This window comes from Paenibacillus jamilae (assembly GCF_050482105.1).
Classification (GTDB): domain Bacteria; phylum Bacillota; class Bacilli; order Paenibacillales; family Paenibacillaceae; genus Paenibacillus; species Paenibacillus jamilae_B.
Window position 1 is genome coordinate 17,241 of record NZ_JBCNHI010000013.1, and the last position, 17,583, is coordinate 34,823.

Sequence of the window (17,583 nt, forward strand, 5' to 3'; positions counted from 1 at the left end):
AATGCCATATAGAGTAAGGTATTAGATCTTTAAAAAACATGAAAAAAGCCCGTAGATCAAGGGATTTGGCTTTAGTAATATAACAGGCAATGGTAGGTTCATAGAGTTATTTAATGAAGGATACAAAAATCTTTTATAGGCGAATTTGATGTATTATTATAAAAAATCATGTATAGTTAACTAAATTTTATGAATACATAAAGTTCCACTCTCGAAGGTGCAGAATAAAGCTATTCCGTCATTTAACAGAGGGGCTAATTATAAAAGGGGTGTATTAAATAATGACCATGATCCGTCCAGAGCAGAGTCAACAAGCAGCAGCCGAATATGTGCAGTCCGTTTTTGAGAAGGTTATCGCGCGCAATCCTCATGAGAATGAATTCCATCAGGCCGTCAAAGAAATTTTGGATTCGCTAATTCCGGTATTGGCTAAGCATCCTAAGTATATGCAGCAGGGGCTTTTGGAACGGCTGGTGGAGCCAGAACGTGTCATTACCTTCCGTGTACCTTGGGTAGACGATGCAGGCAATGTACAGGTCAACCGTGGCTTCCGCGTACAGTTTAACAGTGCGATTGGTCCTTATAAAGGTGGACTTCGCTTCCATCCATCTGTGTACCTGGGTATCGTCAAATTTTTGGGATTTGAGCAAATTTTCAAAAATGCGTTGACGGGTCTTCCTATCGGTGGCGGTAAAGGCGGTTCGGATTTTGATCCCAAAGGTAAATCAGATAACGAAGTGATGCGTTTTACACAAAGCTTTATGACGGAGCTGTATAAATATATCGGCCCAGATGCCGACGTTCCGGCAGGGGATATTGGTGTAGGTGGCCGTGAGATCGGATACATGTTCGGGCAATACAAGCGGATTCGCGGAGGACATGAAGGCGGCGTCCTGACAGGTAAAGGGATTCATTACGGAGGCAGTCTCACACGTACGGAAGCAACTGGCTACGGTTGTGTGTATTTTGTAAACGAGATGCTGCAAGCTCAAGGTTTGTCCTTTGAAGGACAACGTGTTGTTGTGTCGGGCTCTGGCAACGTATCCATTTATGCGATTGAAAAAGCACAGCAGCTCGGTGCTACAGTCGTGGCATGTAGTGACTCGAATGGCTATGTCTATGATCCAGACGGTATCGATCTAGAGCTGGTGAAGCAGCTTAAAGAAGTGAATCGTCTGCGGATTAGCGAGTATACGAAAGAGCGTCCAGGCGCAATCTATACAGAAGGCTGCTCGGGAATCTGGTCAATCCCATGCGACATCGCACTGCCATGTGCGACACAGAATGAAATTGACGAGCAGGCAGCACAGTTGCTGGTAAGTAATGGCGTAAAAGCAATCGGTGAAGGTGCCAATATGCCGTCTTCGCTACAGGCGATTGAAGTATTTTTGGAGAACGGAGTTCTGTTTGGACCAGCCAAAGCTGCCAATGCAGGCGGAGTAGCAGTCTCGGCGCTCGAAATGTCACAGAACAGCATGCGCCTGTCATGGACCTTTGAGGAAGTGGATGTCAAGCTGCATGATATTATGAAAAATATCTATGCTAACAGCGTGAAGGCGGCTGAGGAATACGGGGTGCCAGGCAATCTGGTGGTCGGAGCGAACATCGCCGGATTTGTGCGTGTGGCTGATGCTATGCTGTCTCACGGAATTATCTAACTCAACGTCACAATTCCTTATCTCCATTGTACAATGATTGAATAACCTAACTAATAAAAGCAAACTTGAAGCTGAGCGGCTCCGTGTGAGTCGCTCAGCTTTTATTTGGCATGAGGCACTTTATTTTTCTCAGGGACTTGATTTATTGCTAAAGAGGATGTATATTACTTGATAGATCAATAATTGATGGATCAAAGGTTGGATCACGAGGCCCAGCGATATGCTAAAGGGAGGAGAGATTGATATCACCCAGACACCATCCGAGGCTGAATATATTTTTGATATGCTGCTGCTGCTGAACAAGCAGATTAGTTCTAAGTTTGAGCGGTGTGCAGGGATTAGCGCCTCCAGATTACAGTTACTGTGCAAGCTGTATCAGGTGGAGGAGATTAGCCAAACGCTGCTGCAAAAAGAGGTTGGGATCGACGGTGCGGCCGTAACGCGCCATTTGAAACAACTGGAGGCGACAGGGATGGTCACACGGCGCACGAAGCCAGAGGACAACAGGGTTACTTTGGTAAGCCTAACCGAGTATGGACGTGCACGTATTGTCATCTTTAAGCAGGAACGCTCACAGTTTGTAGCTCAGCTGCTACAGAGCTTCGACGAGACTCAGCGGCATCAGCTAGCCGATATGCTGCAAGTGATGAATAGTCATATATCCAGTATGGACTGACAACATTGTCATATTACAATTACCCACAGAGGTACAAAGGAGAAATTGGAATGAGTAATACGAATACATCTAATATTGTAAAAACAAATGATTTTAAAGAAATCGCATTGGGACGCCGTTCGGTAAAAGTATACGATCCGTCCGTGAAGATCAGCCGCGAGGAAATGACAGAGATTTTGACAGAAGCTACACGCGCACCATCTTCCATTAATCTGCAACCTTGGCGTTTCCTTGTGATTGACAGCCCAGAAGGTAAAGCAACTCTGGCACCATTGGCTCGTTTCAACCAACGTCAAGTGGAGACATCTTCTGCTGTAATCGCTGTGTTTGGGGATCTGAACAACTTTGATAATTTCGAACAAATCTTTGGAGAAGCTGTAGAACTGGGCTATATGCCACAAGACATTAAAGAAATGCAACAGGAAAAAGTAACGGCCCATTTTGCTGCCCTTGATCCCGTTGTGAACAGAGAAACAGTTCTGATCGACGGTGGCTTGGTATCTATGCAGCTTATGCTGGTGGCACGCGCTCATGGATACGACACCAACGCTATTGGCGGTTATGAAAAGGATCAAATTGCCGAGGCCTTTGGTATGGATAAAGATCGTTATGTCCCTGTTATGCTCATTTCGATGGGTAAAGGCATCAACGAGGGTCATCCGTCCACACGTTTGCCGATTGATCAAATTGCACAGTGGAAATAAGTTAAGTTAACATCTATACGCAACATAAAAATATGCGCAACATAAAAAACAGGCGGGCAAAGGACATCCTTTGCTCCGCCTGTTTTTATTTGCTCGATGTAACGCTGATTCGGGAATTGATGATGTCCTTTAGTCTTCGGGTAATCCTCGCCCTATATTCGCTCCTGGCGTCTGTCCAGAGTCAGCAGTGTCATTCTGAGCAGGATGATCGCGCTTGGGCCATATAATCTGATGCGAAGTATGGCTAAGCTCCTCATAAAATAACGGTGCTTTCTTGAACAGGCGTATGACCAGATGGAAAAAGAACCATCCGTTGATCACCAACAGCACAAGGCTAATTAGAACAATTACCCAAGGAGACACATGAGATCCCAGCACAGATCCACCTAATACGTAATTCAGTCCAAAATACAACCAGTACAAGAGACTGTAGCGCTTGATAAGCTCCCACAGGGAAACTCGTTTTCCTCTCCCTGTAAGATGTATACGCACCAGCCATTTCCCTGGAGTTCGTCCATTCGTCAGGTAAGGAACCACCATAAAGTAAATCCCACTGGAAACCCAGAAAGCAGCGGGTACATGCAGGGACTCCATCATGCCGAGTAACCCTACCCAAAGGATAGAATCCATTAACAAGGCTACTCCTCGTCTCGTATAGGACACCCGTTTGGTCGTAATGTCCAGCTGCTTATCCAGATGCTCCAAGCGGGGAAGGAAGCGTGAAAACCATTCACCTAACAGAAAGCCCAGCATACCGCCCAAAGTATTAGCCATCAGATCGTCCACATCGAACACACGATACGCATGATCAAAAAATCCATACAGGCCTGTGAGTTGCGTCACCTCAAAGAAGAGGGACAGGGTAAAAGACAGAATCAGACACCATCCCCATCGTGCACGGAAATAATAACGTAAGAACATACCGAAAGGCATGGTCATCATCACGTTAAAAACCACTTGCAGAAAAGCACGCTCCTTCAGCAAATGCACATAACTGGAGGGTTGAGCGGGTGAGACGGAAGTTTCTCTTATGATGTCTTGCACGAACTGCAAGGGCATCAACTGCAACGCTCCCCCGGCCAAGACTGCATTATGACGTGATGCCGGAAGCGGGAGTATGACCAAAAAGAAGGCGTTCATCAAGTATAACAGCATCAAGTAAAGCAACCACGCTCTAGCCTTGTGAATATATCCATGTCTGCGATATTGCACGATAAGGAACGGAAGTGTAAACAATAACGCAGCAACTGGGAAGGCTAGAAAAGCATATGAAACTGGAAACAGATACGATTGAATCATGAGCTGTTTAAGCCTGCTTTCTCCGGAACTTCACCAAAGACCAGATGACCAAAAATGCCATGAAAGCTACACACACACTGATGCTGATCCGATTTTGCAGGTCAATCAAGAACAGGAAGGCAATGATCCACAGGCATCCCACCGTAATCGCCGTCACATAAGGGAATCCCCATATCTTGAAGGTAGGCTCTACTGGATAAGATTTGCGCAATTTCAATTGGGACAGGCAGATGCAGCTCCAGACGAGCAGCACGACAAAGCCAGGTACAGCCATCAAAATCCGGAACAGCCCGTCCTGAGCGACGTATGCGACCATGGAACCGATAATCAGGATGACCGCGCACAGTTTGAGACTGTTCACCGGAACTCCATTTGAAGACAGACGCGCGAGTGACTTGGGACCTTCCCCATTAACAGCCAGTGAATGGAGCATACGTGTTGCCCCGTAGATCCCCGAATTGGCAGCAGACAGCACAGCAGTGATCAGAATAAAGTTCATGACATGAGCTGAGCCTTGAAGCCCTACAGAAGACAATACCTGTACAAACGGGCTGGTATTCGCGTCCAGTTGGTTCCAGGGAATCAAGCCACAAATGATGAGAATTGGCAGCGTATAGAACAAAACAACGCGAAAAATAAAGCTTTTAACCACTTTAGGCAGTACCTTTTCTGGATTTTCAGTCTCCGTCAACGTCAATCCGATCAGCTCAGACCCTCCATAAGAAAAGGTAACGACCAGCAGCGCCGAAAAGATAGCCAGCCAGCCATTGGGGAGAAACCCGCCGTGCTGTACATAGTTGCTCAGATAAGGTGGGGTTTCAGTGGGGATAATCCCAAACAGTATACAGCCCCCCAAGGCGATAAAGACAATAATCATGGCAATTTTAATGCCTGCCAGCCAAAATTCCAGCTCCCCGAAGCCGCCGACACTCAGCATGTTGACGACAATAATGAAAGCCGCACTTGCTAAACTGAGTACCCACAGAGGGACATCTGGCAACCAGTATTGCAGGAAGCTTCCCGCAGCAATGACCTCAATGACACAGACAGCCAGCCACATGAAGCAATACAACCAGCCGATAATAAAGGAAAGTCGTTCTCCAAAAGCCTTGCGAATAAAATCCTTCATATTCATGTTGGGGTAGACGGTAGCCATCTCGGCAATTGCGCCCATAACGACCAAGAGCAGCAGTCCTGCGAAGACATAGGACAAAATAACTCCAGGTCCTGCCAAGCTAATCGTTTCGGTACTTCCTTTAAAAATACCCGTCCCGATGACTCCACCCATAGCCATAAAGGTAATATGCCGTGGTCGAAGCTTTTTGTGTAAAGTTGCTTCATTTGATTTCAATATGAAATCCTCCTTCATTAAAGTATACAGCGTCAGCATAGCCCAAACAGGGTTAGTTCAATTAGACTTATACTACATTAAAATATCCAATTAGGAAATGAAAGAAATAGGATCTGGTAGGGAGGTTGTGTATAGATAGGGGGCAAATTGGTGAACAAAGGCAGATTGATATTGTTGACAATTGTTGTATTATCGATATCATCCTGCCTTTATGTTATATTCACCTTGTTTCGCGCCGGAATATTTGTTTCATGGTAGCTAAAGTAAGGGATGATATATAATGAGGTTGGTTTGAAAAAAAGTATGGTATTTATGAAGCGGAGGCTTTGATACGTGAAGCAGGATCGGCAAAAGCAGACAGGTTCTCATTCCGGGATGAGCAAGGGGTATGAAGCTGATGAGCTGAACAAGCTACTGTCCGTATGGCTCCATTCGTCGATCCGTGTCATGGATGTCCGGCACATTCGACTGGAAGCGGAAGAGCTGGTTCAATTGTATCGTCTTCCAGCGCATGCTTTTGTGTTCATGCTACAGGGGAGCGTGCACTTGGCTGGTGATTGGAAGGATGCGTCCCATTCAGGCTACGTGCTGCATGGCAGCAAGGGCTTTGAACTGAATATAAAGCCTTCATCATGCGGGATCGAATATATTCTTGTACTATATAAAGCAACTTCTTTATCAGGACGCACAGTTTATCATCAACCTTCGGCAGCTTATGGTTTCATACCGCCCTATCCGGCTATACTATATCAAAAGCTGCAGCTACTGGCGAACACATGGCAAGATCAAGAGGCGTTATCCAAAGTTCAGGCGCAGGGTCGTTTCTATGATTTTGCATATGAGTGTATGCGCCAATTGCAGGAACCGCAGACTCGGACTTCTACGCGAGATGTGGTGGCACAGGCGATTCGGTTTATGCAGGCTCATTATGCGGAGTCCATCACGCTGGAACGTCTGGCCGGATTATTGGAATGTAGTCCGCGACACCTGACCCGGTTATTTAAAAAACAAACAGATTGTAGCCCGATTACATACTTGATTCAATTACGGATGGACAAGGCGAAGGAGCTTTTACGGAAGACAAATGCCACTTTGCAGGATATTGCTGTGAGTGTGGGGTATTCAGATGTCTATTTCTTTAGCCGGGCATTCAAAAAATATACTGGCGTATCCCCGGTTCATTATCGGGACAGCTTATATTCATCTGCTTTTGTTAGTGATATGCGTCTGGATAATCCATCAAGTCTGCCTGAATGTTCCATTGATTCGATAAGTGACGCCCTGCATACTGTTATTGAGGATAATAATCATTATCAAAATCATGATGAAGGGATTTTACGAATGAATAGAAACGCAAAGCATTCCATGGCATTTATTGTATTGCTTAGTTTTACCCTGCTGCTGAGCGCGTGCTCAGGCGCATCCAGTCCTGCGGCAACCGATGGCGCTGCACAAGGGAACAATAATACATCAGCAGAACCAGCATCACAGGAAAGGGTGCTGAAGGATGCACTTGGGCATGAGGTGAAGGTTCCGGCTCAGCCTCAGCGTGTGCTCGCTTCTTATCTGGAGGATCATCTGGTGGCATTGGGTGTTAAACCGGTAGCCCAATGGTCGGTGGGAAAAAATTCAGTTCAGGCTTACCTGCAAAAAGAACTGAAGGATGTTCCTGCCATCGCTTCAGATCTTCCATTCGAGGCGGTTCTGAACTTCAAGCCTGATCTAATCATTATGGACAGTGCGAGCATGGTCGAAGGCGACAAATATGATCAATACTCCAAAATTGCTCCAACCTACGTTGTGGGCAGTAATATGAATAATGATTGGCGCCAAGAGCTGCTGACCGTGGGTGAGGTGCTGAATAAGAGCAGTGAAGCGAAGCAGGCATTAAGCAACTACGACAAAAAAGCAGCAGAGGCGAAAGCCAAACTCAGTCAGACGGTAGGACAAAAAACCGCTGCGGCATTGTGGGTAACGGATAAAAACGTATATGTGGTGAACCAGAATTTATCCAGCGGTGATGTATTGTACAAGGATTTGGGATTCAAGATTCCACAGGTTGTACAGGAAATTTCCAAAACGGCCAAGGCGAACTGGAGCAACTTATCGCTGGAAAAACTGGCTGAGCTGGATGCTGATTATATCTTTATCGTGAACAGCAAAAATGTGAGCAAGGATGAGATTATTAAAGATCCAGTCTGGGCAGGGATTCCGGCAGTCAAAGAAGGCCACGTATACGATTTTGGCAAGGATTCCAGCTGGCTGTATACAGGTACAATTGCAAACAGTCAAATGATTGATGATGTTCTGAAAAATGTAATGAAATAATGTAACTCAATCATCTAGATTATAATAAAACAGCGCTATTCTTACTTCACGGCAGAGACCATAGTAGGAGAGCGCTGTTTTGTCTTTTCATTTTACATGGACGCTTGCCGTGCAACGTGGTTTTATAATAAAAGATGCCTGCACAGGGCAGACATCTGTTTTTTTCGATATTAGGCTTTCGGAGATACCAGGATTTTAACCTGATTTTTTTCTTTCAGGAGACCTTCAAAACCTTGCTCGATTACTTCTTCGAGCTTAATACGTTTGGTCACAAGCTTGTCAGCAGGGAAATATCCTTTTTCCATCAAGCTGATGACAGCCGGGAATACATCACGGTAGCCGATAATACCAGTCAGATTGCGTTCCTTCATAACGATATTGTTCGGCTTAATTGGAGCTTCTTTTTCAAAAATGCTGACGATCATGATTTGTCCGCTGATTTTAGTGGATTCAATAGCTTGAGTCAGCACAGGAGGTACTCCAGTGACTTCATAGGCTACATCTACGCCACCGTTGGTCCGTTTGTGCAGCTCTTCCACAACATCATAAGTTTTAGGATCAAGCACGATAGCACCCAGCTCTTCAGCTTTAGCTTTACGCTCCTCGGAAAGCTCTACTGCATAAATCTCAGATGCGCCCGAAGCTTTCAACGCTTCAATAACCAGCAATCCGATAGGACCAGCGCCAAACACGACAGCTTTGTCGCCGACTTTCAGTTGGCTTTGACGTACAGCATACAAAGCAACGGCCGAAGGCTCTACCAAAGCGCCTTGCTCGAAGGATACGCTTTCTGGAATTTTGTGAACCATGTGCTCGTCAGCTGCGACATATTCAGAAAATCCACCGCCGCCGCCTGCCAAACCGAGGAAGCCCATTTTATCGCAAAGGTTATATTTGCCTTGTCTACATGCATCACATTCTCCACATGCAAAAACCGGTTCTACGACTACACGGTCGCCAACCTGAATCTTGGTTACGCCTTCACCGATTTCAACGACTTGTCCAGAAAATTCATGTCCCATCACAATCGGAGCTTTTTCGCCAGTCAGTGGATGCTCAGCGTTTTCAGGAATGAAGATCGGTCCTGCTACATATTCGTGAAGATCACTTCCGCAAATGCCACACCATTCCACTTTGATCTTTACTTTTCCTGGAAGAGCAGCGGGTTGCTCAATGTTTTCCAAACGTAAATCTTTTACTCCATGCCATCTCAATGCTTGCATGTCTTGTCATCTCCTTGATGAATATATGATCATTGCCGCTATAAAAGTAAATGAATAAGGAAACGTTTCCGAAAAATAATATGTCACAATTTTTACACATTGTCAAACCAATTTCATACAAAAAGCACTTGATTTTTTTGTGAATATAATCACTTGTGACTATGGCGCTATATTTGACTCGTTGCTTAGTACAAAAGAATTTTAACTACTTTTGCAGGTGAAGCAGAGGCTAGAAGAAAACGAATTCAATTTTTAGAGGTGCATTCTGTGGTATAATATCTATATTAGAGAGTTTATGTATATAGAGAGAAAACGATTCCGAGCGTGAAAGGATTTTGGGTGTGTCAGAGCAAAAGAAAGTAACTATAGAGGATGTAGCCAAGCGGGCAGGGGTCGGTATTGCGACTGTCTCCAGGGCTATTAATGATAGCGAGGGCATCAGCCCCAAAACAAAGGCATTTATTTTGCAAGTAATTGAAGAAATGGGCTTTACGCCCAATACCTCAGCTCAGAGTCTAAAGGTACGGCAGACACGTCAAATTGCGTTGGCTGTACCGGATATTCGGAACGCCATCATTCCAGAGATTGCTTGGTCCGTAGAACAGGCTGCCAAGCAGCATGGTTATCGTGTCGTGCAAATTAATACGGCTGGAAATGCCAGAATGGAGCTTGAAACAGTACGTGAGGTTAAGAAGCTGCATGTAGACGGGCTTATCATTATGCCACTGGCGTATCCCAAAATGTTGGTTGATCTGATTAACAAGGCTAGCGTTCCGGTATCCATTATTAACTATGGCAAGAAGCTGGGTGAAGACGTTAAAGCGGATATCGTCAGTTTGGCCCGGCAAGAGGGAAGACTTGTGATGGAGCATTTGCTTAAAATCGGGAGAACGAGAATTGCTTATGCAGGTGCAGCGAAGGATAAAATCGAAGAGAGATACTTTGCTTATGAGCAGTCTCTCCAGCATGTGGACCCTTCACTGGTGTATTTTGGCGATGACTTTTCCTTTGAGACCGGGCTACGGGCAGCCGATTATTTTTACAGCTTGAAAAATATGCCGGATGCGATTTATGCAGTTAATGATATGGTGGCCATAGGAATCGTAAACCGCTTTAAGGATTTGGGTGTAAAAGTACCGCAAGAGGTTGCAGTGGTTGGTATTGACAACAATTTATGGGCTACGGTAACGACCCCACAGATCAGCTCAGTTTCTATCATGGGGGAAGAGGTGGCACGCTTGGCTGCGGAGCTGCTGCTTAAGCGAATTCAGGAACAGACCGTGGGCGATTATGAGCGTATACAGTTTGAGCCTCGTTTGATTGTCAGGGAATCCAGCGTCTCCGTGATCCGTAAGCCTACGGTTGGGCATGACGAGTAAAGTAAGTCTAGCTCTGAACCCTATTCCGTTATAACCATGGATGAATGGCTGCAGGCGTAATAGATATGGATAGGAGAGTGGATTCATGTCAAAAGGTAGCGTGTTCGTTTCTGGAGCTTGTACTACATTATTGCTGGCTGTAATCATAGGGTGTACTCCCCATGCTGATCCTGCGTCGTCGTCTGGAGCAAGCAATAAGGAGCCCCTGCAAAGTGCGGTCAGTAAGCAGCATGCCCAGCAAAGCAAAGAGGAGCTTGTGTTGTCCTTCTATAAGGATTCATCCCTCAATGATGAAGCAAAAGTACATCACATGACGGACCATTTGGCAGGTATTGACTGGGGGAAGATGAACGAAATTAGTGAACATCAAAGCATGGAAATTATCGAATATCTGTACAAGCAGCGTGCTTTGATTCCATCTGAAAGTTTTCCGAATGTGATCAAGGGCACTGATGGCTTGGACGGAGCGCTAACTGAAGAATACGATAATCTTATGGAAGATTTGTTTACAAGGGACAAAGCTGCGATGATCCGAGCATTGGCAAATATGGACAAAACCAACCGTGTACATGGTATAGGGGGTATCGGGTATGCTCTCAGCTATAGAGACCCTCATGAAGTCAAGAAAGAGATTCAACAATGGCAGGCAGGACAACAGCTTACTGCGGCAGAGAAGGATGTTATTCGTGCTCTGCTCGCCAAGCTGGATAATCCGTACTAAAGCTGAATGAGTGATGAGCTTCGCCTCGAAGTATATAAAATGAAAAGCTGCTTCTCTATCTGAGGCAGCTTTTTTGTGCTGTTTGTACATCCTGCGATTATGATTGGAGGTAATCCTGATCTACACGCAAGCGCTTGATATCACGAATTGGAGGGAGGCCGAACAAACGAGCGTATTCACGACTGAATTGAGAGGGACTCTCGTAGCCTACCTGAAAACCGACATCTGCCGCATCTGCTGATTCAGATAACAACAGGCGACGGGCTTCTTGCAGACGTAATTGTTTTTGATATTGCATTGGGCTCATAGCCGTAACCTCTTTAAAATGACGATGTAGCGACGAAGGACTCATCTTAGCCAGTTGGGACAATTCCTCAATTCGCAACGGCTTATCATAATCTTGTTTAATCCGCAATATGACTTCTGCGATCCGGTTGGAATGGCTGCCGGTCATGACCAGTTGTTTTAAGGACTCTCCCTGCTTCCCCTGTAAAATCCTATACAATATCTCACGAATGACTAATGGAGCCAGCACCGGAATATCCTGCGGACTTTCCAAAAGACGTACGAGCCTTACTACGGCATCCAGCAGTTGAAAGTTGGTCTGGCTTACATACAAGCCTCGTCTGGAATCAGGTATTGGGCTAGTAGGAAAAGAAGCTTCACTGATCAGATCCAAAACTTGATGCAGATCAAAATTGAGCCGGAGGCACAAATACGGAGCTTCTGCTGAGGCTTGTATGACCTGTCCGGAAATTGGCAAATCCACCGAAACCACAAGGTAGTCGGATGTGCCGTAATAGTAACTTTCCTCTGCAAGTATCACGACTTTTTTCCCCTGAGCCACAATGCATAAGGCGGGTTCATGGACCTGATAAATCGGAACGGTGGTATTCGAACTTCGGACGAAGTAAAGTGAAGGGATATCTGTAGCGTGAACTCCGTCGTGACTTGTGAATTGTTCTATGAGCCTTGCCAGTTCGGCTTGTTTTTCTGTAGTAGAATTCTCAATTTCGGTAGCTTTCACCATGTCTCTCCCTTCTTCAAAACGTGCTAATCATCATTTTTTTAATAGCTAATGACACTCTAAGACGGGGTTTGTTTTTGGATGTGGATTTGAATTCATATTAAGTATCTTTGGAGGATTAGGCAATAATTTGCTCTGATTTTTCTACCAGTCTGATGGACATTCCTCTCATAATAAGATGCAGGTACAACACCTCATGAGTAATGGAGAAAAAATTAGAAGTGCAAAGAAATGAAGAGTCATCTGTTTCAGTGATATTTTGAACTAGAGGAGGAACAAGCATGTTGAATATTAAAGGAAAAGTCGTAGCAATTACAGGAGCAAGCAGTGGAATCGGTGAAGCTACTGCTCGTTTACTGGCTCAACATGGGGTTCATGTTGTATTAGGAGCCAGACGTACAGAACGACTGGAGGTTCTTACCTCCGAAATTCGTTCAAAAGGGGGATCGGCTGATTATATGCAACTGGATGTGACCCAAAAGGAGCAGATGGAAGCGTTCATTAAGTACGCTGAAAAACGATTTGGGCGTGTGGATGTCATTGTGAACAATGCAGGAGTGATGCCTCTTTCAAAATTGGAAGCCCTGAAGGTAGAAGAATGGGATCGCATGATTGATGTTAATATACGAGGCGTTCTGCATGGGATTGCGGCCGGGCTTCCCATTATGAAAAAGCAAGGTTTTGGTCAGTTTATCAATATTGCTTCTATTGGCGCGTATAGTGTAACGCCGACCGCTGCGGTATACTGCGCAACAAAGTATGCGGTTCGGGCGATTTCTGAGGGTTTGCGCATGGAGGTTGGAGGAGATATTCGTGTAACACTGGTATCACCGGGAGTAACCGAATCCGAGCTTGCCGACAGTATCTCAGATGAAGAGGCACGGCAGGAAATGATAGAATACCGACGGATTTCGATTTTACCGGATGCGATCGCTCGTTCCATTCTATATGCCATGGAGCAGCCAGCGGATGTAGATGTGAATGAAATCATTGTCAGACCCACGGCAAGTCCGAACTAACCCCATGTAATGAAATCTGTAGTTTATCTTTGCATTAGATTGTTTGGTCCTCTATCCTTTATGGATAGGGGATTATTTTTATTATAAGATGAGCAAGACCATTATTTACACTATAGAGTTCAAAAAGATGCGACTTTAACATAATCGGGTTTACTTTTGCAAATGTTTGTGTTAATTTTATTTCGACAAACATCGAAATTAGGACTGGAACCGAAGGGAGACAAACAGGGTGAAGGATACAACAGAGATGCAGCAAGCTGTAAAAATATATAAAGCCCTTGGAGAACCGACTCGTCTCAAAATAGCACTTTTGTTAAAAGAGGAAAGTGACCAATGCTGTTCTAGACTTGGTGAAAAGCTGAACAGTGTTGCTATTTCGACGCTATCGCATCATTTGAAGCAAATGGCAGAGTCTGGGCTACTCACATTCCGTAAAGAAGGGACGTTTATTTATTACAGCCTGGATGTGGAAGCAGCACAGAAATATGCTCCATTTTTGATCACATAATTTTTTTAGTTTTAATTTCGATATTTGCAAAAATATAAAAACAAGAAAAGGAAAGAGGCGTTACTAGGAAATGCAGAGTCCATGGAAAGTATTTATTTTGGCCATTGTCAGTTTTTTGGTAGGCACATCTCAATATATCATCGCTGGCATTTTGGATCAGATTTCGGCGACGATGGGAATTACAGTGGCGGCCGCAGGTCAGTTAATTACTGTTTATTCTCTGGCCTATGCGATTGGCACGCCGATTCTAATGGCAGTAACGGCTAAATGGGACAGACGCAAACTGCTCTTGAGTTCTCTTGGATTATTTGCAGTTGCCAATGTCCTATCCTTTGCACTGCCGGGTTTTGGAATGTTTATTGCTGCACGTATTCTTATGGCCCTCGGGGCGGGGATGGTCGTAGTTACAGCGCTGAGCATTGCAGCAAAAATTGCCCCAGCCGGCAAGCAGGCCAGTTCTATTGCTACAGTCACTATGGGGTTTACAGCTTCGCTGATTATCGGAGTGCCGCTTGGAAGAATGATATCTTCTGCTTATGGCTGGAAAACCGTATTTCTCGGTATTGCGTTAGCAGGGATTGTTGCCTTGATCGTTATTGCTATGACAATCCCTCGCTTGAAGGGAGATCAGCCGATCCCCTTACTACAGCAGTTTGCTCTTCTGAAAAAGCCTGAAGTTGCTTTGGGATTGGCGATTACCTTCTTTTGGGGAGGGGGTTATTCCCTCGCGTATACTTACATTTCACCATACTTACTGAATGTATCAGGTGTAGGGGACAATATGCTAAGCTCAGTATTACTTGCCTTCGGAATCGCCAGCCTGATCGGGTCGAAAGTCGGTGGATACAGCGCAGATAAAAAGGGTATTTCCTTTACATTATTCGTGGGCATGGTGCTGCATGTCTTTTCCTTGCTGTTACTTCCTGTCGCCGCTCATTCTCTAGGTGCAGTATTTGTCTTCCTGATGCTGTGGTCGTTCGCAGCCTGGACAACCGGACCTACTCAACAATATAATTTGGTCACGCTCGTACCGGAATCTTCCGGTGTGATGCTGAGCCTCAACCAGTCTACCATGCAGCTTGCTATGGCAGCCGGAGCCGGAGTTGGCGGTGTGGTTGTTGGTCAGGTTTCGCTGGCCTCCATCACTTGGTTTGGAGCAACTGGTGTCGCTATCGCCATGGTAGCTGTATATTTACTTTCACGAAGATCTTCGGTTCACACGGAATTGGGTGTGACAGAATAAAGAATTATAGATAATTGAAGAATGAGCCCAGCGGTAGATGGCATCGCTGGGCTTGTTTGTTTTGAGTGAGCACTCATATGCTCCCCTGACAGCAGGAGGATCTATCCAAACGCAATATCAGTAATTTTGCCGCCTTCTTTAAAACCGATATTTTTATAAACTTGATTGGAAACTGAATTTTTTATATCTGCGTAAAGCATGGGAGTTAGCTGCTCATTTTTCAAAATGGAACATAACCCCGATACTATTGCGCTGGCAAACCCGTTTTTTCGCCAGGTAGGGGGAGTATAAACAGCATTAATTCGGCCATGCCTCGGAGAACGATGAGCAATGTTAGCCATGGACACGGGCATACTATTTACAATCCAAAGATATAAATTCCCTGTCTCAATCGCTGCCTTCGCAGCTGATATTTGACTAGTCGGATCAACTGAACTGTCTAAAGCATCTTTTGAAAAACCAGCTAGAAACTGGGCAACTAACTGTGTGTCCTCTGAAATGGCTTGTCGCATGACTCCCTCAACGCCTGAAGATTTTTTGTACTCCAGGCAGAAATAAGACTCCATGACCATATGGGTATGTACCTGAGCAGTATACCGATCAGCATAAGCATTTGCGAACTTCTCGACGGTTTCGATATCACCACTTACACCTGATAGGTTAGTTCCTTTTAAATAATGTAAGAGCTCTTCGATATAGGCCAATTTATGGCTACCGATGATTTGCTGTGAAATCCATAGCCAAGCCTTATGCCCGGGTGATTGAGCGAAAATCATATTTCCATCAGACGTTTTAAGGCATGTTGATTCTTCGGACTCACATATTCGATGAAGCAAATTATATCGAACCTCATCAATCAAAAATGGATTGTGATTTAATAGATCGTCATATGGGGCTAGCTGCTCAATCATGGCTCTGCCTCCCTAAAAATGAGGTTTGATCTAACGTATTTGTATATGCTATGAAAATTAAACTGCTACAAAGAGCTGCTGTTATATCTACTAAGATTTAAACTTCCGCGCTATAAGCTTCTTATTTTTTTGTCGCCAAATCCATCTTTCGATAAAGTTTTTCTCTTTTCTTTCCTGAAGCGTTTCCTTCATACCCTTAATAAGAAATTCGGATCTGCGCTTGTCATTTCTGCTAATTTCGCGTAGTTCCTCAATAAATTTATCGTCCATGTCTGCATCTCCGTTATTTCAGGATTTTCCAAATTACTAAGCTAAATTATACAGAACGTATGTTCCTTTTTCAAGTCTGCGTCTACTCTGTTCAACATATAGCCATTTTTAGATGAATGCTGTAAGGCCCGCGCCAATTGAATAGGGAAGCATATGCTAGAGTTGAAAGGAGGAATTAACAACATGACTAATAAAGCATACGTATCTCAAACGTATCCACGCCTTACAGTCTACAATGAAGAAAATTTTCGGGGTTCTAGTAGAATATTCAGAGGAAACCTAGGTATTCGTAACACCGATAATATTCTCGACGGTATCGAAAGTCTGCGTTTCTTTTCCACCAGCAGCAATGCTACACTTGTACTCTTTACCGGCACGCGGTTTAGAGGTAACTTTCGTGTGTATAGAGGCAACCACAGCATCGCCGACCTGGATGATCTGATTCGCGGGAATGATGTGGAATCTATTATTTCTACCAATCAACGTTTGACATTGCAGCAAATCCGTAATATCCGCAGTACTGGCAAACTGCCTGCCGGCTATCGAATCGTCTAACAAAATCCATTCGACACAATAAACATTTTACAAGACTGCTTCAGGGGCTTGCAACTTTCGAGCTTTTGGAGCAGTCTTTCTTTTTGTACACACGGCCTACATATAGAACGATGAGAAGAAATGTACGGAAGAGTGAATGGAATGTTATTTTTATGAAAATAAAATAAGGAGGGCATATGGTATGCTCTCCTTATTACGTATATGATGATTTACTTCATTTCCCAATTCGTTACTTTAATTATGGCTGCATCTGCATTCTTAAGATCTGTTTCGCCAGAAGCTAAAAGAGAACTCCATTGTTTCACCCGATTCTTACCATTAGGAGGTTGGTTATAATCATTAGTATCGACAACCAATGTACGTTTAGCATAGAAGTTGGTCATGAACGTCTTTTCATTCGTACTATTGCCAGAACGGGAGAGGACTCCTTCAAGACTACCGTAATCACCCGTAGCGCCTTGGGCAGATAGTTTTTCTGTCCATTGAATATAAAATAGCGTAGTAAGGATTTTTCTTACATATGACAGCTTAAATCCTCAAGTCGTTCATCAAGCGTATTTTCGATCCATACTTTGACCCATCGATAATCGTAGATTCCTCTTACCTCTTTACAGCATTCACTATCTTCATTTTGATCTGTTCATCCTCGAGCTGCGTGGAAGAAGTAAACTGATTCGTTTTAACATGTGTGTGAGTATGAATCCTCTATAT

17 protein-coding genes are annotated in these 17,583 nt (G+C 44.5%); 10 read left to right on the plus strand and 7 right to left on the minus strand.

Annotated features, from left to right (window positions below):
* Positions 1-281: 281 nt before the first annotated feature.
* The 3 genes from gdhA (at position 282) to ABEW32_RS10315 (ending at position 3,038) form a co-directional block, all read left to right on the plus strand.
* Positions 282-1,658 carry an NADP-specific glutamate dehydrogenase gene (gene gdhA, locus ABEW32_RS10305; RefSeq protein ID WP_430187260.1) on the plus strand — a complete coding sequence of 459 codons (1,377 nt, stop codon included), beginning with the start codon at positions 282-284 and terminating at the stop codon, positions 1,656-1,658.
* Positions 1,659-1,941: 283 nt separating this feature from the next.
* Entirely contained in the window at positions 1,942-2,334 is a 393-nt protein-coding gene (locus tag ABEW32_RS10310) for a MarR family winged helix-turn-helix transcriptional regulator (protein WP_430187613.1), read from the plus strand.
* Between the two features lie 50 nt (positions 2,335-2,384).
* Complete coding sequence (locus tag ABEW32_RS10315) at positions 2,385-3,038, plus strand: nitroreductase family protein (RefSeq protein WP_016821829.1); 654 nt, start codon at positions 2,385-2,387, stop codon at positions 3,036-3,038.
* Between the two features lie 129 nt (positions 3,039-3,167).
* Here the strand turns inward: ABEW32_RS10315 and ABEW32_RS10320 are convergent, their stop codons facing one another.
* Both ABEW32_RS10320 and ABEW32_RS10325 read right to left on the minus strand, forming a co-directional pair.
* Complete coding sequence (locus ABEW32_RS10320; RefSeq protein ID WP_430187263.1) at positions 3,168-4,337, minus strand: VanZ family protein; 1,170 nt, start codon at positions 4,335-4,337, stop codon at positions 3,168-3,170.
* A 7-nt stretch (positions 4,338-4,344) separates the two neighbouring features.
* Entirely contained in the window at positions 4,345-5,688 is a 1,344-nt protein-coding gene (locus tag ABEW32_RS10325; RefSeq protein WP_430187266.1) for an amino acid permease, read from the minus strand.
* A gap of 333 nt (positions 5,689-6,021) precedes the next feature.
* Here ABEW32_RS10325 and ABEW32_RS10330 point away from each other — a divergent pair, with 333 nt between their 5' ends.
* Positions 6,022-8,016: an ABC transporter substrate-binding protein gene (locus ABEW32_RS10330; RefSeq protein ID WP_430187269.1), complete on the plus strand. Its 1,995-nt coding sequence runs from the start codon at positions 6,022-6,024 to the stop codon at positions 8,014-8,016.
* Positions 8,017-8,186: 170 nt separating this feature from the next.
* On the opposite strand, the gene ABEW32_RS10335 is transcribed toward ABEW32_RS10330, so the two are convergent.
* Positions 8,187-9,239: a 2,3-butanediol dehydrogenase gene (locus ABEW32_RS10335; RefSeq protein WP_430187272.1), complete on the minus strand. Its 1,053-nt coding sequence runs from the start codon at positions 9,237-9,239 to the stop codon at positions 8,187-8,189.
* Positions 9,240-9,580: 341 nt separating this feature from the next.
* Between ABEW32_RS10335 and ABEW32_RS10340 the strand changes: the two genes are divergently transcribed.
* Together ABEW32_RS10340 and ABEW32_RS10345 are read left to right on the plus strand one after the other, a co-directional pair.
* On the plus strand, positions 9,581-10,618 hold the full coding sequence (locus ABEW32_RS10340) for a LacI family DNA-binding transcriptional regulator (RefSeq protein ID WP_430187275.1): 1,038 nt from the start codon (positions 9,581-9,583) through the stop codon (positions 10,616-10,618).
* An 85-nt stretch (positions 10,619-10,703) separates the two neighbouring features.
* Complete coding sequence (locus tag ABEW32_RS10345) at positions 10,704-11,339, plus strand: hypothetical protein (protein WP_430187277.1); 636 nt, start codon at positions 10,704-10,706, stop codon at positions 11,337-11,339.
* Between the two features lie 97 nt (positions 11,340-11,436).
* Here the strand turns inward: ABEW32_RS10345 and ABEW32_RS10350 are convergent, their stop codons facing one another.
* On the minus strand, positions 11,437-12,369 hold the full coding sequence (locus ABEW32_RS10350; RefSeq protein WP_430187279.1) for an AraC family transcriptional regulator: 933 nt from the start codon (positions 12,367-12,369) through the stop codon (positions 11,437-11,439).
* Between the two features lie 278 nt (positions 12,370-12,647).
* Between ABEW32_RS10350 and ABEW32_RS10355 the strand changes: the two genes are divergently transcribed.
* From ABEW32_RS10355 to ABEW32_RS10365, 3 genes are all read left to right on the plus strand, one after another.
* Positions 12,648-13,385: an SDR family oxidoreductase gene (locus tag ABEW32_RS10355; protein WP_430187282.1), complete on the plus strand. Its 738-nt coding sequence runs from the start codon at positions 12,648-12,650 to the stop codon at positions 13,383-13,385.
* 229 nt (positions 13,386-13,614) lie between these two features.
* A complete protein-coding gene (locus ABEW32_RS10360) occupies positions 13,615-13,893 on the plus strand; it encodes an ArsR/SmtB family transcription factor (protein ID WP_257126170.1) in 279 nt (92 codons plus the stop codon).
* 70 nt (positions 13,894-13,963) lie between these two features.
* The gene (locus ABEW32_RS10365; protein ID WP_430187285.1) at positions 13,964-15,136 is read left to right on the plus strand and encodes an MFS transporter; all 1,173 of its coding nucleotides are present in this window, start codon (positions 13,964-13,966) and stop codon (positions 15,134-15,136) included.
* 101 nt (positions 15,137-15,237) lie between these two features.
* On the opposite strand, the gene ABEW32_RS10370 is transcribed toward ABEW32_RS10365, so the two are convergent.
* Both ABEW32_RS10370 and ABEW32_RS10375 read right to left on the minus strand, forming a co-directional pair.
* Positions 15,238-16,047 carry a GNAT family N-acetyltransferase gene (locus tag ABEW32_RS10370; RefSeq protein WP_430187288.1) on the minus strand — a complete coding sequence of 270 codons (810 nt, stop codon included), beginning with the start codon at positions 16,045-16,047 and terminating at the stop codon, positions 15,238-15,240.
* Positions 16,048-16,137: 90 nt separating this feature from the next.
* Positions 16,138-16,317: a hypothetical protein gene (locus tag ABEW32_RS10375; protein WP_013311365.1), complete on the minus strand. Its 180-nt coding sequence runs from the start codon at positions 16,315-16,317 to the stop codon at positions 16,138-16,140.
* A 183-nt stretch (positions 16,318-16,500) separates the two neighbouring features.
* On the opposite strand from ABEW32_RS10375, the gene ABEW32_RS10380 reads away from it, so the two are divergent.
* On the plus strand, positions 16,501-16,872 hold the full coding sequence (locus ABEW32_RS10380; protein WP_430187290.1) for a hypothetical protein: 372 nt from the start codon (positions 16,501-16,503) through the stop codon (positions 16,870-16,872).
* Between the two features lie 209 nt (positions 16,873-17,081).
* Here ABEW32_RS10380 and ABEW32_RS10385 read toward each other — a convergent pair whose 3' ends face one another.
* The gene (locus tag ABEW32_RS10385; RefSeq protein ID WP_430187293.1) at positions 17,082-17,255 is read right to left on the minus strand and encodes a hypothetical protein; all 174 of its coding nucleotides are present in this window, start codon (positions 17,253-17,255) and stop codon (positions 17,082-17,084) included.
* Positions 17,256-17,583 lie beyond the last annotated feature (328 nt).

What these genes read in the sequence shown, in the direction of transcription:
- gdhA (WP_430187260.1), top strand. Translation starts at nt 282, where the DNA reads ATGACCATGATCCGTCCAGAGCAGAGTCAACAAGCAGCAGCCGAATAT.
- ABEW32_RS10310 (WP_430187613.1), top strand. Translation starts at nt 1,942, where the DNA reads ATGCTGCTGCTGCTGAACAAGCAGATTAGTTCTAAGTTTGAGCGGTGT.
- ABEW32_RS10315 (WP_016821829.1), top strand. Translation starts at nt 2,385, where the DNA reads ATGAGTAATACGAATACATCTAATATTGTAAAAACAAATGATTTTAAA.
- ABEW32_RS10320 (WP_430187263.1), bottom strand. Translation starts at nt 4,337, where the DNA reads ATGATTCAATCGTATCTGTTTCCAGTTTCATATGCTTTTCTAGCCTTC.
- ABEW32_RS10335 (WP_430187272.1), bottom strand. Translation starts at nt 9,239, where the DNA reads ATGCAAGCATTGAGATGGCATGGAGTAAAAGATTTACGTTTGGAAAAC.
- ABEW32_RS10345 (WP_430187277.1), top strand. Translation starts at nt 10,704, where the DNA reads ATGTCAAAAGGTAGCGTGTTCGTTTCTGGAGCTTGTACTACATTATTG.
- ABEW32_RS10350 (WP_430187279.1), bottom strand. Translation starts at nt 12,369, where the DNA reads ATGGTGAAAGCTACCGAAATTGAGAATTCTACTACAGAAAAACAAGCC.
- ABEW32_RS10355 (WP_430187282.1), top strand. Translation starts at nt 12,648, where the DNA reads ATGTTGAATATTAAAGGAAAAGTCGTAGCAATTACAGGAGCAAGCAGT.
- ABEW32_RS10365 (WP_430187285.1), top strand. Translation starts at nt 13,964, where the DNA reads ATGCAGAGTCCATGGAAAGTATTTATTTTGGCCATTGTCAGTTTTTTG.
- ABEW32_RS10370 (WP_430187288.1), bottom strand. Translation starts at nt 16,047, where the DNA reads ATGATTGAGCAGCTAGCCCCATATGACGATCTATTAAATCACAATCCA.
- ABEW32_RS10375 (WP_013311365.1), bottom strand. Translation starts at nt 16,317, where the DNA reads ATGGACGATAAATTTATTGAGGAACTACGCGAAATTAGCAGAAATGAC.
- ABEW32_RS10380 (WP_430187290.1), top strand. Translation starts at nt 16,501, where the DNA reads ATGACTAATAAAGCATACGTATCTCAAACGTATCCACGCCTTACAGTC.
- ABEW32_RS10385 (WP_430187293.1), bottom strand. Translation starts at nt 17,255, where the DNA reads ATGACCAACTTCTATGCTAAACGTACATTGGTTGTCGATACTAATGAT.